Raw genomic sequence first — 15,001 nt, 5'->3', positions numbered from 1 at the left:
CGGAGACGTGAACGACCAGGTCAGCTTGAACGTGTCGCCCGACATGGTGCACCAGAACCTCATCGGCGGACGCAACGTCCCGGCCTCCGACGGCGCGATGCTCGACGTGCTGTCGCCGGTCGACGGTTCGCTCTTCGCACGCATCGCCTCCGGCACCGCCGCCGACGTGGACGCGGCCGTCAAGGCGGCTCGCGCGGCCTTCGAGGGCGCCTGGGGCAAGCTGACCGCAACCGAGCGCGGACGCCTCCTGATGAAGCTCGCGGCCGCCGTCGAGGCCCGCGTGGACGAGCTCGGCGAGCTGGAGAGCCGCGACAACGGCAAGCCCCTGCGCCAGGCCAAGGCCGACGTGGTGGCGCTCGCCCGCTATCTCGAGTTCTACGGCAGCGCCGCCGACAAGCTGCATGGCGAGGTCATTCCCTATCTCAACACCCATTTCATCGGTGTCGAGCGCGTGCCGCACGGGGTCACGGGCCACATCGTGCCGTGGAACTACCCGATGCAGATCTTCGGCCGCTCCGTCGGCGCGGCGCTCGCCGCCGGCAACGCGACCGTGGTGAAGCCGGCCGAGGACGCCTCTCTCACGATCCTGCGCGTCGCGGCGCTGGCCCGCGAGGTCGGCTTCCCGGACGGAGCGCTCAACATCGTGACGGGTCTCGGCCGCACGGCGGGCGCTGCACTCGCGGGCCATCCCGGCATCGACTTTCTCTCCTTCACCGGCAGCCCGGAGACGGGCACGGCCGTTCAGACCGCAGCCGCCCGGAACCATGTCGGCGTGACCCTGGAGCTCGGCGGCAAGTCGGCCCAGGTGGTGTTCGACGACGCCGATCTCGAGCGCGCTCTTCCGGTGCTCGTCAACGCCATCATCCAGAACGGCGGCCAGACCTGCTCGGCCGGCAGCCGCCTGCTGATCCAGCGCGGCATCTTCAAGGACGTGGTCGACGCGGTGTCCGAGCGCTTCCGCGCCCTCAAGGCGGGCCGCCCCGACGCGGAGCCCGATCTCGGGCCGATGATCAACCAGGCGCAGCAGCGCCGCGTGCAGGGCTATCTCGACCGCGCCTCGCAGGAGGGCCTGACCGTCACGGCTTCCGGCGGTATCGCGGCCGACGCCCCGAAGGGCGGCTACTACGTGGCCCCGACCTTCTTCGCGCCGGTCGCTCACGAGAGCCTGCTGTCCCAGGAAGAGGTCTTCGGGCCCGTGCTCGTCGCGACGCCCTTCGAGGACGAGGCAGAGGCGATCCGCCTCGCCAACGGCACGCCTTACGGTCTCGCGGCAGGCGTCTGGACCCGCGACGCCATGCGCTCGACCCGCGTCGGGCGCGCCATGCGCGTCGGCCAAGTCTTCGTGAACTGCTACGGCGCCGGTGGTGGCATCGAGCTGCCCTTCGGCGGCTTCGGGCGCTCGGGCCACGGCCGGGAGAAGGGCTTCGAGGGCCTGGTCGAGTTCACCACGACCCGCACCATCGTCATCGCGCACGGGTAAGAGCCCGGCGACCAACACAAGGGGAAGAACCATGAAACGCCTTGAAGGCAAGGTGGCGCTCGTGACCGGCGCCGGCTCGGGCTTCGGTCTGGGAATCGCGGAGACGTTCGCCCGCGAGGGCGCCAAGGTCGTCATCGTCGACATCAAGCAGGAGGCGGCAGAATCCGCCGCCGCGAATATCGGTGCCTCCGCCCTCGGCCTCGCCTGCGACGTCTCGAAGGCCGCCGATGTTCAGGCGGCCGTGAAGAAGACTCTCGACGCGTTCGGCCGCCTCGACATCGTGGTGAACAATGCCGGCATCACCCACCGCAACCGCTCGATGTTGGAGGTCGACGAGGAGGAGTTCGACCGCATCTTCGCCGTGAACGTGAAGTCGATCTACCACTTCGCCAGGGCCGCCGTGCCGCAGATGCGTGCCCAAGGCGGCGGCGTGTTCATCAACGTCGGCTCGACCGCCGGCCTGCGCCCGCGCCCCGGCCTTACCTGGTACAACAGCACCAAGGGCGCGGTGCACACCATGACGAAGTCCATGGCCGTCGAGCTCGCCCCCGACCGCATCCGCGTCTGCGCGCTCGCGCCGGTGGCCGGCGAGACGCCGCTGCTCGCGACCTTCATGGGCGAGGACACCCCCGAGCGACGCCAGGCCTTCGTGAACTCGATCCCGCTCGGCCGCTTCTCGACCCCGCAGGACATCGCCAACGCGGCGCTCTACCTCGCTTCCGACGAAGCCAGCATGATCACCGGCGTCGTGCTGGAGGTCGATGGCGGACGCTGCATCTGATCGCAGCGGGTGCTTTCACCTCTCCCTTGCAGGGGGAGGTGAAGATCCATTGGCAATCTCTCCCACCGTCATTCCGGGACGGCCGCAGGCCGGGCCCGGAACCCATGACCGCTGACGGCGCAGGATCAGGCGGAGCGCTGATAGCCTCTTCTTGGAACGATTGTGTTTATGGGTTCCGGGCTCCGCTGCGCGGCCCCGGAATGACGGGTGGAGGGCGTTCCCCTTATCCGCCGCACTGATATGCATCGTCCCGTCCCAGCGGAACGGGTGACGATCCGCCAGGACTTTAATAGCAGGATTGCCTCAACTAGCATCTTCCATCCCGCGCCCGGGTGCGTAAGCTGGAGCCCGATCGGGGTCACCCGCACGTACCGGATGGAATTCATGTCGAAGCGCTTCCTGGCTGCCGCCCTCCTCCTCTCCGTCAGCTTTGCTCCCGCCTACGCGGCCAAGACCTCGCTCGTGGTCGGCATGCCGATCGAGCCGCCGGGTCTCGACCCGACGGTCGCGGCGCCGGTCGCCATCCGCGAGGTGACTTGGGCGAACCTCTACGAAGGCCTCGTCCGCATCGACCGCAACGGCAAGGTGCAGCCGCTGCTCGCCAAGAGCTGGGAGATCTCGCCGGACGGCCTCACCTACACGTTCCGGCTCCAGGAGGGCGTGAAGTTCCATGACGGCACCACGTTCGATTCCGCCGACGTGAAGTTCGCCTTCGACCGCGCCCGCGCGCCGACCTCCACCAACGCCCAGAAGCAGATCTTCGCGCCGATCGACGCCATCGAGACGCCCGATCCGCAGACGGTCGTGATCAAGCTGAAGGAGACCTCGGGCAACTTCCTCTATTATCTCGGTTGGGGCGATGCGGTGATCGTCGCGCCCGAGACCGCGGAGAACAACAAGGCCAACCCGGTCGGCACCGGCCCGTTCAAATTCAAGTCCTGGACCCGCGGCGACCGGGTGGAGCTCACTCGCAACCCCGATTACTGGCAGAAAGACAAGATCAAGCTCGACAGCGTCACGTTCCGGTTCATCAGCGACGCGCAGGCGCAGGTCGCAGCCCTGCGCGCTGGCGACGTGGATGCGTTCCCCAACCTCGGAGCGCCGGAGCTCTTCACCGAGTTCCAGAAGGACAAGCGCTTCAGCGCGGTGGCCGGCAACACCGAGGGCGAGATCGTCGCCGGCATGAACAATGCCAAGAAGCCCTTCGACGACGTGCGCGTGCGCCGCGCGCTCATGCACGCCATCGACCGCAAGGCGCTGATCGAAGGCGCCTATTCGGGCTTCGGCCAGCCGATCGGCAGCTTCTTCTCGCCCAACAACCCGGCCTTCGTGGACATGACCAGCGTCATCCCCTACGACACCGCGAAGGCGAAGGCGCTGCTGGCGGAGGCAGGCTACGGCAACGGCCTGTCGATCACGATCAAGAGCCCGCAGATGGCCTATGCGAGCCGCTCGGCGGAGCTGATCGCCGCCATGCTGTCGGAGGTCGGGGTCGACATGAAGATCATCCCGACGGAGTTCCCGGCGAAGTGGATCGAGGAGGTCTTCAAGAACAAGGATTACGACGTCACCATCGTGGCCCACACCGAGCCCCTCGACATCGACATCTTCGCCCGCGACAACTACTACTTCAATTACAAGAACGACAAGTTCAAGGCGCTGATCGCCGAAGCCGCCAAAACCACGGACGAGAAGGCCCGCTACGCGAAATACGCCGAGGCCCAGAAGATCCTGGCCGAGGACGTGCCGGCCCTCTTCCTGTTCCAGCTGCCGAAGCTCGGCGTGTGGAACGCCAAGCTGAAAGGCATGTGGGAGAACTCGCCCGTTCCGGCCAACGACGTGACGGAAGTGTCCTGGACGGAGTAAGGACATCGCCCTTTACCTCTCCCAGTTGGAGAGGTCGGACCGTCTGGTCCGGGTGAGGGGTTACAGGTCTATCCGGAAACGGCGCATCCCCTCACCCGCCGCGCCGACGCGCGTCGACCTCTCCCCCTAGGAGAGGTGATCGGCGCAGGCGCGGCGTACCATTCCTGCCGCTCCCGTACCACGGAGTGAAAAGAGGTTATCCTCGTCCGATGCTGCGTCTCGTCCTCTCGCGCCTCGTCTCGCTGGCAGTGACCCTGCTCTTCGTGTCGCTGGCAATTTTCCTGATCCTGGAAGTCCTGCCCGGTGATCCGGCCGCGATCATGCTCGGCACCGCCGCGCGCGAGGACACGCTCGCGGCGCTGCGGCAGGAACTCGGCCTCGATCAGCCGGCGCTCCTGCGTTATCTCGAATGGATCGGCGGCATCCTTCACGGGGACCTCGGCACGTCGATCACCTACAAGATGCCGGTTTCCACGCTCGTCGCCGAGCGCATGGCCGTGACGCTGCCCCTGAGCCTCCTGGCGATCCTCATCTCCACCCTCCTCGCCCTTCCGCTTGGCGTCGCCGCCGCCGCACGTCGTGACGGCGCGGTGGACCGGGCCGTTCTGGTCTTCAGCCAGCTCGGCGTCGCGGTGCCGAATTTTTGGATCGGCCTCATCTTCATCCTGTTCTTCTCTACCTGGCTCGGCTGGTTTCCGGCCGGCGGCTTTCCCGGCTGGGAGAACGGCGTCGCGCCCGCGCTCCAGGCGCTCCTGCTGCCGGCCGTCGCGCTCGCTCTGCCGCAAGCTGCCGTGCTGACGCGCGTCACGCGCTCGGCGACGCTCGAAGTGATCGGCGCCGACTTCGTGCGCACCGCGCGGGCGAAAGGCGTCGACCGGAGCGCGACCCTACGCCGTCACGTGGTGCCGAACGCCCTCATCCCCGTGACCACGATCCTCGGCCTCCAGCTCTCCTTCTTCTTCGGCGGCGCCATCCTGGTGGAGAACGTGTTCAACCTGCCGGGCCTCGGTCGTCTCGCCTATCAGGCCCTGAACCAGCGCGACCTCGTGGTGATCAAGGACATCGTGCTGATCTTTTCCGGACTGGTGATCGTGGTGAACTTCCTCGTCGACATCGGCTACGCGATCCTCGACCCGCGCCTGAGGAGCCGCGCATGAGACGGCTGATGCGCCTGCGCTGGAACTCCGCCCTTATCGTCGGAGGGATCCTCACCGCCATCCTGATCGCGACGGCCCTGCTCTCACTCGTGTGGACTCCCGAGGTGCCGACGCGCGTGCGCATCGCGCTGCGCCTCAAGGCTCCTTTGGAAGCAGGCCTTCTCGGCACCGATCATTTCGGCCGGGACGTCACCTCGCTCCTCATGGTCGGTGCGTGGAACTCGCTGGCCATCGCGTGGCCCGCCGTGCTGCTCGGCGCCGCGATCGGCACCGCCATCGGCTGCGCGGCCGCCGCCTGGAAGGGCATCGCCGACGAGATCGCCATGCGCGTCTCCGACGTGGTCTTCGCCTTCCCGGCCGTGCTCTCGGCCATCATGATCGGCGCGCTCGTGGGCTCCGGCCCGCTTGCGGCGATCCTCGCCATCGCGGTGTTCAACATCCCGGTCTTCGCCCGCGTCACCCGCGGCGTCGCGCTTCAGGTCTGGACCCTCGACTACATCGCGGCCGCGCGTGCTCTCGGGAAGCATCCCCTGCGCATCACCTGGGAGGACGTAATGCCGAACATCGCCGGCGCCCTTATCGTACAGGTGACGATCCAGCTCGCGCTCGCGATCCTCACGGAGGCGGGCCTGAGCTATCTCGGCCTCGGCGTGCGACCGCCCAATCCGAGCTGGGGCCGCATGCTCAGCGACGCGCAGACCTACCTGTCCCGGGCCCCTCACCTCGCCATCGCGCCCGGCATCGCCATCGCGCTCTCGGTGCTGGGCCTCAACCTGCTCGGCGACGGCCTGCGCGACGCGCTCGACCCCACCCTGCGCGGACGCAGCACAACCGCATGACCACGGCAGCATGGAGACCCTGATGGCATCCGACGAGCAGTCCCGCGCGAGCGATATCCAGGTCACGCTCGCCCAGGCGGCAGCAGCCCTCACGGCGCAGCACCCGTTCAACATCGTGTTCGACCGCGGCGACGACATCAGCGTCGAGCTCTACGCGCCGGTCGGCCGGGACAACCAGATGCCGCACGAGCGCGACGAACTCTACATCGTCGCATCCGGCCACGGCACCTTCAGCCGCGGCGACGAACGTGTCCCCTTCGGCCCGGGCGACCTGCTCTATGTCCCGGCCCACGTGCCGCACCGGTTCGAGACTTTTTCCGACGACTTCAAGACCTGGGTGATCTTCTACGGCCCAAAAAGAACGGCGCCGCGCGAGCGCGACGCCGTGTAGGTTTTCACTCGATCAGACTTCTTAGAAGTCCATGCCGCCCATGCCGCCGCCCGGCATCGCCGGAGCGGCTTCCTTCTTGGGCTTCTCGGCGATCAGGGCCTCGGTGGTGACGAGCAGGCCGGCCACCGATGCAGCGTCCTGAAGCGCGGCGCGCACGACCTTCGCCGGGTCGATGATGCCGAGCTTGTAGAGGTCGCCGTACTCGCCGGTCTGGGCGTTCCAGCCGGTGGCGTAGTCTTTCTGCTCCAGCACCTTGCCGACCACGATGGAGCCGTCGGCGCCCGCGTTGACGGCGATCTGCCGGGCCGGGGTCTGGATCGCGCGGCGCACGATGTCGACGCCGGTCTTCTGGTCGGGGTTCTCGGGGTTGAGACCTTCGAGAGCCCTCAGGGCGCGCAGGAGTGCGACGCCGCCGCCGGGCAGAATGCCCTCCTCGACCGCCGCCTTGGTGGCGTGCATGGCGTCGTCGACGCGGTCCTTCTTCTCCTTGACCTCGACCTCGGTCGCGCCGCCGACGCGGATGACGGCCACGCCGCCAGCCAGCTTGGCGAGACGCTCCTGGAGCTTCTCACGGTCGTAGTCCGAGGTGGTCTCCTCGATCTGCGCCTTGATCTGGCCCACGCGAGCCTCGATGTCCTTCTTGGAACCCGCACCATCCACAATGGTGGTGTTCTCCTTCTCGATCACGACCTTGCGGGCGCGGCCGAGCATGTTCAGCGTCACGTTCTCGAGCTTGATGCCGAGATCCTCGGACACGGCAGTGCCGCCGGTGAGGATCGCGATGTCCTCGAGCATGGCCTTGCGGCGGTCGCCGAAGCCCGGAGCCTTCACGGCGGCGATCTTCAGGCCGCCGCGCAGCTTGTTGACCACGAGGGTGGCGAGCGCCTCGCCTTCCACGTCCTCCGCCACGATGAGCAGCGGCTTGCCGGTCTGCACCACGGCTTCGAGCACGGGGAGCATGGACTGCAGGTTGGACAGCTTCTTCTCGTGGATGAGGATGTAGGGATCCTCGAGCTCCACGCGCATCTTCTCGGCATTGGTGATGAAGTACGGCGAGAGATAGCCGCGGTCGAACTGCATGCCCTCGACCACGTCCAGCTCGGTCTCCAGCGACTTCGCCTCCTCGACGGTGATGACGCCCTCGTTGCCGACTTTCTGCATGGCCTCGGCGATCATGCGGCCGATCTCGGTGTCGCCGTTGGCCGAGATCGTGCCGACCTGGGCGATCTCGTCGTTGGACGTGACCTTCTTGGCGTTCTTCTTCAGATCCGCCACCACGGCCTCGACGGCCATGTCGATACCGCGCTTGAGGTCCATCGGGTTCATGCCGGCCGCAACCGCCTTGGCGCCTTCCTTCACGATAGATTGCGCGAGAACGGTCGCCGTGGTCGTGCCGTCGCCCGCCAGATCGTTCTGCTTGCTGGCGACCTCACGCACCATCTGGGCGCCCATGTTCTCGAACTTGTCGGAAAGCTCGATCTCCTTGGCGACGGTGACGCCGTCCTTGGTGATCCGGGGAGCCCCGAAGCTCTTCTCGATCACCACGTTGCGGCCCTTCGGGCCCAGCGTGACCTTCACGGCATCGGCGAGAATGTCGACGCCCTTGAGCATCTTCTCGCGTGCGTCGGCGGAAAACTTGACTTCTTTAGCAGCCATATTTCGTCACTCCTTGAGACGTAACGATGTGTGACTCTGGTTTTTGGGATCGGCCTTAAGCGGCCTTCTTCTGCGCGGCGGTCTGCTCGACCACGCCCATGATGTCGGACTCCTTCATGATCAGGAGATCCTCGCCACCGATCTTCACCTCGGTGCCGGACCACTTGCCGAACAGCACGATGTCGCCGACCTTCACGTCCAGGGCGACGACCTGACCCGCTTCGTTCCGGGCGCCGGGGCCGACCGCGATGACCTCGCCCTGCTGAGGCTTTTCCTTGGCGGTGTCGGGGATGATGATCCCGCCCGCCGTCTTCTCCTCGGCGTCGATGCGCTTAACCACGACGCGATCATGCAAAGGACGGAACTTCATGAAGCTTCCTCCAGATATATCAATGGTTTAACCACGTGCACGGGTCCCCTTTGGCCCCCGCGCGGCGTTGATTTGGTTGGAGAAGCTTCACCGTTCAAGAGGGAGTCGAAAAATTTTTTGGCACTCCATGGAACCGAGTGCCACCTCGGCTGTTAGCAGCGTCGTGACCGTGCTGCCAACATATTGATTTCACTAAAGTTTTATGCCGACATACTTGCCGCCGAACCGGTCTTCTGCTCCACTTTCCCTGTTGGGATAAAGGCAAGGAGCACCCTTGATGCAGGTGTCACCGGATTTCGTCCGCCAACTCCGGGGCTACGGCCTCACCACGGCGCAGATCCTTTACCGGATCCCGGACCATCGCTCCCTCGTCCAGGAATACATCTGGCAGGACTACGACCTCTTCCCGAAATTCCCGGCCCTGACCAAGTTCCTGACCTTCTGGGAGGAGAAGCTCGACGGGCCGCTGCACTCGGTGACCGTCGCCCATGCGCGGCTCATCAAGCCGGCCCAGATGCGGACCATCGACGGGGAGTACCGGCTGCAATAGCCCGCTTCACCCGCGCCTGGCCTGGAAGAGCACGGGCCAATCGTCGGCCAAGACGCCGCGGCAGGAATCCATCATGGTCGCGCGCATCAGCCTGAAGGCCGCGCCGTCCCAGGCCCATTCGGCCAGCACGCCGCAATCGCCGAGGCCCCTGCCCTTGGCAAAGGAGCCGAGCGTCATCCCGTCGTCGGAAAGCGCCGGCGAGGTCAGGACGCCTGCGTCCCGCTCCTGCACCAGTCCCGGGGCCATGAAGGCAGCCGGCTTCGGCCGCCCCTGCCCGGCCACGAAGAACCTGTAATCGAAGTTGTAGGCGGCGGCATCTGAGCACAGTCCCCACAGCGTCTGGCCCGCCGAAAGCCCGATCACCATGTCCGGGTATTCCTTGCAGAACTCGCCCTTCGGACGCGCGATTCCGGCCGGCCGCGGCTGTTTGGCCTTCGACAGATCGGTCATGCGCTTGGCGGCGACCACCGGCAGTTCGGGGACGGGAGGGATGGCCGATGCCGGCGCGTCGCCCTTGCGCGCGAGCGCCGTGACGGTACCGACGCGCTTCTGCTGGTCGTCCATGTAGAGCAGCGCCGCGGCGGAGCCGGCGAGCGAGATCGCTCCGCTGGCCGCTTCCTTCGATCCGTCGAGGAGCTGCACGTTGAGGCGCGTGCCGTTGCGCAGGGCTGCGACGAATGCTTCTGCCTGCCCTGCGGGGAGCTCCGCACGCACCACGTCGTCGTCGATGCCCGCCTTCAGGGGCTGGGCCGGGAGTCCTGGGATGTCCTTGCCGTCCAGGGTGAGCTTCAGGCCGGGAGAGGCAACCTGCACCCCATCGTCGAGCACCATCGCGAAGCTGATCGTGGGCGCGGCGTCGGCGGTGCCGCCCCGGCTGATCCTGACATAGGGTCCCATCGTTCCGTCGTCCGGTGCGAGCCCGAGCGCCGTGCAGGTCCGGGCGTTGTCGCAGCCGACGGTCCAGTCCTTGAACTGCTTGAGCGGCTGCACCTGCGCGGCGGCTTGCGGCTTCTGTTGCGCCAGAGCCGGAGCTGCAATGGCGAGCGGCGCAAGGGCAAACGCGAGACGGAGGTGGCGCGGCATGGAGGCTGTCCTTCGGGACGAGGCGATCAGTAGTGCGGCGGCGGTGGCTCGGGAGCGGATGGGCCGCCGGCCTTGTGCTCCGCCTCCTGGATGCGGTCGGTGAGATTGGCGATCTGCCGGGTCAGGAGATCGATCTGCTTCCACTGCGCCACGATGGTCTGGTTGAGATCCTCGATGGTCTCGTCCTGATAGGCGATGCGGATCTCCAGCGCGTCGATGCGGGCGCTCAAGGCGTCATGGTCACTCATGGGACGCGTCGTCCTCCATCTGTCGCGCAGCGGCGGGAAGCTCCAACAGGCCATGCCCGAGGGCGATGCGCTCGTCGAACACGAAGCATCCGCCCTGCCAGCGGCTCTCGGCCTCCGGCACGTCCTCGAGATATTGAAGAATGCCGCCCTTGAGGTGGTAGACCTCCTCGAAGCCCTTTGCGAGCATGTAGGCGCTCGCCTTCTCGCAGCGGATGCCGCCGGTGCAGAACATGGCGACCTTCCTGTGCTTCGCCGGATCGAGGTCCTTCGCGACGAAGTCGCGGAACTCGCTGAAGCTCTTGATGCGGGGATCGACGGCACCCTCGAAGGTGCCCATCGCGACCTCGAAGTCGTTGCGGGTGTCGATGAGCACGATGTCGGAATCCTCCAGGAGCCTGTTCCAGTCGCGGGCGGACACATAGGTGCCGACGCGGGCTACAGGGTCGGCCTCCGGGCTGCCGAGGGTGACGATCTCCTTCTTGAGCCGCACCTTCATGCGCCGGAACGGCATCTCGGCCGCGGTGGAGAACTTCAGCTCGAGATTGTCGAGGCGGCCTTGGAACAGGACGCCCTGCCGCAGCTCCGCCACGAGCGCATCGATCGCTTCGGCCCGTCCGGCGACCGTGCCGTTGATTCCCTCGGAAGCCAGCAGCAGCGTGCCCTTCAGGTCGAGGCCGGTGCAGAGGGCGCGCATCGGCTCTCGGAGATCGCGGAAATCCGGCAGCGGAACAAATTGATAGAGAGCAGCAACTTTGTAGGTCATCGGGGTGCTTTAGCAGCCGAACGGGAGCCGGAAAACCCGTACGGTGCCGCGACATAGCGCTTTCGCGCCGACTGCCGCCCAGGACTCGGCGCAGGACAGTATTCTACCATGGCCTCCTGGATGCTCCCGCAAGCCACCAAGAATTCATCTCCTATTCACAAAGAATTGCCTCTTGATATCGTTACGTCATATGACCGCCATATTCATTAAATGACTCTTAATGATCAGGAGACTTGAGCACGACAATGAACAAGACACTCAGGATCGTCGCAGCATCGTCCTTCATGATCGGGGCAGCCATCGGTGGGGCAGAAGCCAAGAAGGTGTCATACGACATCAACGGCCAGCGCTTCACCTACGACACGAACGACCCGGCGCAGGTCGAGATCGCCCGCAAGCGCATCGAGGCCGCCAATGCGGCCGATGCCGCGAAGGCCAAGGCGGATGCGGAGCGTGTCCAGAATCCTCTCGCGGCGACGTTCGGATCGCAGGCCCAGCGCGAGGCCCAGCAGGCCAAGGCGCGACTCGACCAGGTGCTCGCCGAGCAGGCGCAGGCGGACGCCGCCCTGAAGCGCCAGCGGGCCGCACGGGACGAGCAGCGCCGCAAGCAGGCTCAGGAAAACGCCGACGACAGCCCCGCCGCGGAGAGTGCTGCCGAGGCCGCGTCCAAGGAGCAGCCTGAGCAGAGCGCCGGCGCGGACCAGCCCACTCAACCGGCCGCGACCGCGCAAGCCCCTGCCCCGACGGCGCCGGAAGCGCCTCCTGTCGCGGTGGCCGCCAGGCAGCCGGAGGGCACGACACCGACCATCAAGACCGTCTCGTTCGATGTCGCCTCCGGCATCAAGACCACGGTCATGAGCGACGGCTCGATCCGCGAGGAGCCCTTCGACAGCAGCACGCTGGCGCAGATCGACGACGATCCGGACGACGCCGACAGCCTGAACGCCTTCGTCAACCAGCTGCGCAAGGCGGTTACCGTGGAGACCACCGGCTCCACGGTGTCGAGCGCCGCGCCGTCACCGGCGTCCGCGCCGCGCTAGAATTTCGGCCACGGACGCTTCGCCGGGCACATCGTCTCCCAGGCGCGGCTCAGGCGCAGCACGCCCACATCGTCGAAGCGACGGCCGGTGACCTGCAGGCCGATCGGCAGGCCCGCCGCCGTGAAGCCCGCATTGACGGAGGCCGAGGGCTGGTCCGACATGTTGAAGGCGACCGTGTAGCCGATGTGCTCGAACGGCTCTTCCGGGTTATGGATCGGGGACGCGAGCTCGGCCGGATAGGCCGCGATGGGCGCGACGGGCGAGAGCACGAAGTCGAAGCGGTGGGTCGCCGCGACGGCCGCATTGCGCATCACCAGCATCTGGTTCATGCCGTGATAGACCTCGGCGCCGGTGAGCGACTTCCCGCCCTCGGCCCACTGGCGGATATAGGGCAGAACGCGGGACTGCTCCTCCTCGCCCAGGGAGCCGATGTCCATCCAGGCGCGCTGACGCCAGAAATCGTCGAGCCCGTCGAGCATCTCGCGGGTGACGAAGGGCGGAACCTCCTCGATCTCGGCGCCCGCCTCCGCGAACAGCCTCACGGCCTGCTCCACGCAGGCGCGCACCTCCGGATCGAGCGGGATGCCGATGCCGGCCTCCATCATCACGCCGATCTTCAAGCTCCTGATGTCGATGTCGAGATCGAGCCAGGGCAGGTCCTGGTACGGCAGGCTCATGGCGTCGCGGGCGTCTGGCCGGGACAGGCTGCGCATCATGAGTGCAGCATCCTTGACGGTCCGGGTCATCGGCCCCGCCACGCGGCCGTAATAGGCCGGATCGATCGGGATGCGGCCGAAGCTGGGCTTGAGGCCGAACACGCCGCACCAGCCCGCCGGCAGCCGGATCGAGCCCCCGATATCTGTGCCGATATGGAGGGGGCCGTAACCCGCGGCCGCGGCGGCTCCCGCGCCCGCCGAGCTGCCGCCCGGATTCTTCGTCACGTCCCACGGATTGCGCGCCAGGGGATGGAAGCTGGAAAGGCCCGACGACAGCATGCCGTAGTCGGGCATGGTGGTCTTGGCGAGGATCACCACACCGTCCTCGCGGAGGCGCGCGGCGGGCGGCGCATCCTCTGCCGCGGGCGTGAGCGGGCGCGCCGCGGTCCCCAAGGGAACAGGGGTGCCCTTGGTGGCGATGTTCTCCTTGATGGTCGCCGGAACGCCGTCGAGAGGGAGCGCATCGCCGCGGCTCCATCGCGCCTCGGATTCCTTCGCATCGCGCAGGGCCGCCTCGGGATCAAAGGCATAAAGGGCCTGGAGCTTGGGCTCGCAGGCTTCGATCCTTCGGATCACCGCCTGCGTCACCTCGACCGGCGAGACGTCCTTGCGGCCATAGGCCTCCAGCATCTCGGACGCGGTCCAGTCGGCAAGGTCGGAGGCAGGCTCCCGGCTGTCCCGGTACGACGAGGTTTGCGCGCTCAACTCAAGATCTCCATCAGGCTCGAACGGATTCGACGGAGATGCATGCTGCGTCAATGCCTGCGCAGCGTAAACGGCTTTCAGGGCATGGCTCGCATGAGCGCGCCGCGTCAGAACAGGCTGGCCTGGACCTCCCTGGTCGTGGCAGCGGCTCCTTGCCCCTCCGGGAAGCGGACGCGCCGCTCGAGCTTCAGCAAGAAATCCTTGCGCGGCTGCCCGCCGCCATAGCCGGTGAGCGAGCCGTCCGCGCCGATGATGCGGTGGCAGGGTACCACGATCGAGACCCTGTTCTGCCCGTTGGCGCGCCCGACCGCGCGGCTGGCGCCGGGGCGGCCCAGGATCGAGGCCAGTTCGCCGTAGGACCGGGTCTCGCCGAAGGGGATCCGCTGCAGGGCTGACCAGACCTCCTGCTGGAACGGGGTGCCCGGCAGCAGGAGCGGGACCGAGAAGGCCGTCAGGCGGCCGGCGAAATACGCCTCCAGCTCCCGTTCGACCTGATCGAGATGGGCGTTACCGCCGGGCGCGATGGCGTAGCCGTAGCGGCCCTTCAGCTCCTCGATCTCGGCCGGAAGGGCCGGCCTGTCGGTGAACTCGAGCAGGGAGAGCCCCCTCTCCTCCGCCATGGCGATCATCGGCCCCAGGGGCGTGAGGATGCGCCGGTAGACCATGAGGCTCGCCGTCCGGCTGCGCCCGGGCGTCGTGCCCATGGTCTGGCGGAAGGCCTCGCGGAAGCCGCTCAGGGATTCGTAGCCGTTGTCGTAGGCCGCGGCATCGATGGTCTCGCCCGCGCTGATGCTGCCGAGCGCCTGCCCGAGCCGGCGCGTCCGCAGCCATGCATGGAAGGTCATGCCGAAATTGTCCTTGAACCAGCGGCGGAGGCGCGCCGGCTCGATGGCGCGGGCCGCCAGATCCTCGTCGGTCCACCGCCGCGCCGGAGAGGCCTCGACGTCTTTCAGGAGGGCCGCGACCCAGTCCGGCGCGGCGCCCTTCGCGTCGAGCGGGCGGCAGCGCTTGCAGGGCCGGAAGCCCGCCGTCAGGGCGTCTTCGGCGGTCCGGTGGAACACCACGTTCTCAGGTTTCGGCTTCCGGGCCGTGCAGGTCGGGCGGCAGAAGATCCCGGTGGTCTTCACCGCCGTGTAGAAGACGCCCTCATAGGCGGCGTCGCTGGCCAGCATGGCGCGGAGCATTTCGGGGACGGGAGGGAGCTGGGATGTGGTCATGGTGACGTTTTACCAAACCTCCCGCTTCGGGCTCCACCGACAAATCGACAGCGAATTTCGGCCCGCTTCGCCTTCGTGCCCCTTTGGATGCCATCCGGGGGCGACATTTCCGCTGCGTCGCCCTATACTCCTCCAAGAG

General features: G+C 67.0%; 15 protein-coding genes. 8 read left to right on the top strand and 7 right to left on the bottom strand.

From position 1 onward, the window contains the following. Positions 1-7 precede the first annotated feature (7 nt). From DES45_RS15410 to DES45_RS15385, 6 genes are all read left to right on the top strand, one after another. Entirely contained in the window at positions 8-1,480 is a 1,473-nt protein-coding gene (locus DES45_RS15410) for an aldehyde dehydrogenase family protein (RefSeq protein ID WP_425374287.1), read from the top strand. Positions 1,481-1,511: 31 nt separating this feature from the next. After that, positions 1,512-2,261, top strand: coding sequence for an SDR family oxidoreductase (locus DES45_RS15405; protein WP_114770884.1), 750 nt, complete (start codon positions 1,512-1,514; stop codon positions 2,259-2,261). Between the two features lie 384 nt (positions 2,262-2,645). Next, the gene (locus DES45_RS15400; RefSeq protein ID WP_114770937.1) at positions 2,646-4,127 is read left to right on the top strand and encodes an ABC transporter substrate-binding protein; all 1,482 of its coding nucleotides are present in this window, start codon (positions 2,646-2,648) and stop codon (positions 4,125-4,127) included. Between the two features lie 209 nt (positions 4,128-4,336). Next, positions 4,337-5,284, top strand: a complete 948-nt coding sequence (locus DES45_RS15395; protein ID WP_114770883.1) for an ABC transporter permease — start codon at positions 4,337-4,339, stop codon at positions 5,282-5,284. After that, positions 5,281-6,123 carry an ABC transporter permease gene (locus DES45_RS15390; protein ID WP_114770882.1) on the top strand — a complete coding sequence of 281 codons (843 nt, stop codon included), beginning with the start codon at positions 5,281-5,283 and terminating at the stop codon, positions 6,121-6,123. Before DES45_RS15395 ends, DES45_RS15390 begins: the two co-directional genes overlap by 4 nt. A gap of 22 nt (positions 6,124-6,145) precedes the next feature. Then, positions 6,146-6,514 carry a cupin domain-containing protein gene (locus DES45_RS15385; protein WP_114770936.1) on the top strand — a complete coding sequence of 123 codons (369 nt, stop codon included), beginning with the start codon at positions 6,146-6,148 and terminating at the stop codon, positions 6,512-6,514. A gap of 21 nt (positions 6,515-6,535) precedes the next feature. On the opposite strand, the gene groL is transcribed toward DES45_RS15385, so the two are convergent. After that, the gene (groL, locus tag DES45_RS15380) at positions 6,536-8,170 is read right to left on the bottom strand and encodes a chaperonin GroEL (protein WP_114770881.1); all 1,635 of its coding nucleotides are present in this window, start codon (positions 8,168-8,170) and stop codon (positions 6,536-6,538) included. 55 nt (positions 8,171-8,225) lie between these two features. Further along, on the bottom strand, positions 8,226-8,540 hold the full coding sequence (gene groES, locus DES45_RS15375) for a co-chaperone GroES (protein ID WP_114770880.1): 315 nt from the start codon (positions 8,538-8,540) through the stop codon (positions 8,226-8,228). Positions 8,541-8,817: 277 nt separating this feature from the next. Here groES and DES45_RS15370 point away from each other — a divergent pair, with 277 nt between their 5' ends. Beyond that, entirely contained in the window at positions 8,818-9,090 is a 273-nt protein-coding gene (locus tag DES45_RS15370; RefSeq protein ID WP_114770879.1) for an usg protein, read from the top strand. A 6-nt stretch (positions 9,091-9,096) separates the two neighbouring features. On the opposite strand, the gene DES45_RS15365 is transcribed toward DES45_RS15370, so the two are convergent. From DES45_RS15365 to trhO, 3 genes are read right to left on the bottom strand one after another with little or no spacing between them, the layout of a single operon-like run. Further along, positions 9,097-10,173 carry a DUF1176 domain-containing protein gene (locus tag DES45_RS15365; RefSeq protein ID WP_114770878.1) on the bottom strand — a complete coding sequence of 359 codons (1,077 nt, stop codon included), beginning with the start codon at positions 10,171-10,173 and terminating at the stop codon, positions 9,097-9,099. A 26-nt stretch (positions 10,174-10,199) separates the two neighbouring features. Then, positions 10,200-10,421, bottom strand: a complete 222-nt coding sequence (locus tag DES45_RS15360) for a SlyX family protein (RefSeq protein ID WP_114770877.1) — start codon at positions 10,419-10,421, stop codon at positions 10,200-10,202. After that, positions 10,414-11,184 (bottom strand): oxygen-dependent tRNA uridine(34) hydroxylase TrhO, encoded by a 771-nt coding sequence (trhO, locus tag DES45_RS15355; protein WP_114770876.1) that lies wholly within the window; start codon positions 11,182-11,184, stop codon positions 10,414-10,416. Before trhO ends, DES45_RS15360 begins: the two co-directional genes overlap by 8 nt. A 245-nt stretch (positions 11,185-11,429) precedes the next feature. On the opposite strand from trhO, the gene DES45_RS15350 reads away from it, so the two are divergent. Beyond that, the gene (locus DES45_RS15350) at positions 11,430-12,224 is read left to right on the top strand and encodes a hypothetical protein (RefSeq protein ID WP_114770875.1); all 795 of its coding nucleotides are present in this window, start codon (positions 11,430-11,432) and stop codon (positions 12,222-12,224) included. On the opposite strand, the gene DES45_RS15345 is transcribed toward DES45_RS15350, so the two are convergent. Together DES45_RS15345 and DES45_RS15340 are read right to left on the bottom strand one after the other, a co-directional pair. After that, complete coding sequence (locus DES45_RS15345; protein WP_281024090.1) at positions 12,221-13,645, bottom strand: amidase; 1,425 nt, start codon at positions 13,643-13,645, stop codon at positions 12,221-12,223. The genes DES45_RS15350 and DES45_RS15345 overlap by 4 nt on opposite strands. 107 nt (positions 13,646-13,752) lie before the next feature. Continuing rightward, positions 13,753-14,862, bottom strand: a complete 1,110-nt coding sequence (locus DES45_RS15340) for a bifunctional transcriptional activator/DNA repair enzyme AdaA (RefSeq protein ID WP_245571735.1) — start codon at positions 14,860-14,862, stop codon at positions 13,753-13,755. Positions 14,863-15,001: the final 139 nt, after the last annotated feature.

It is taken from the genome of Microvirga subterranea (genome assembly GCF_003350535.1).
GTDB lineage: Bacteria > Pseudomonadota > Alphaproteobacteria > Rhizobiales > Beijerinckiaceae > Microvirga > Microvirga subterranea.
Note: the sequence above shows the minus strand (reverse complement) of the source record. Positions and strands in the feature narration are given on the sequence as shown.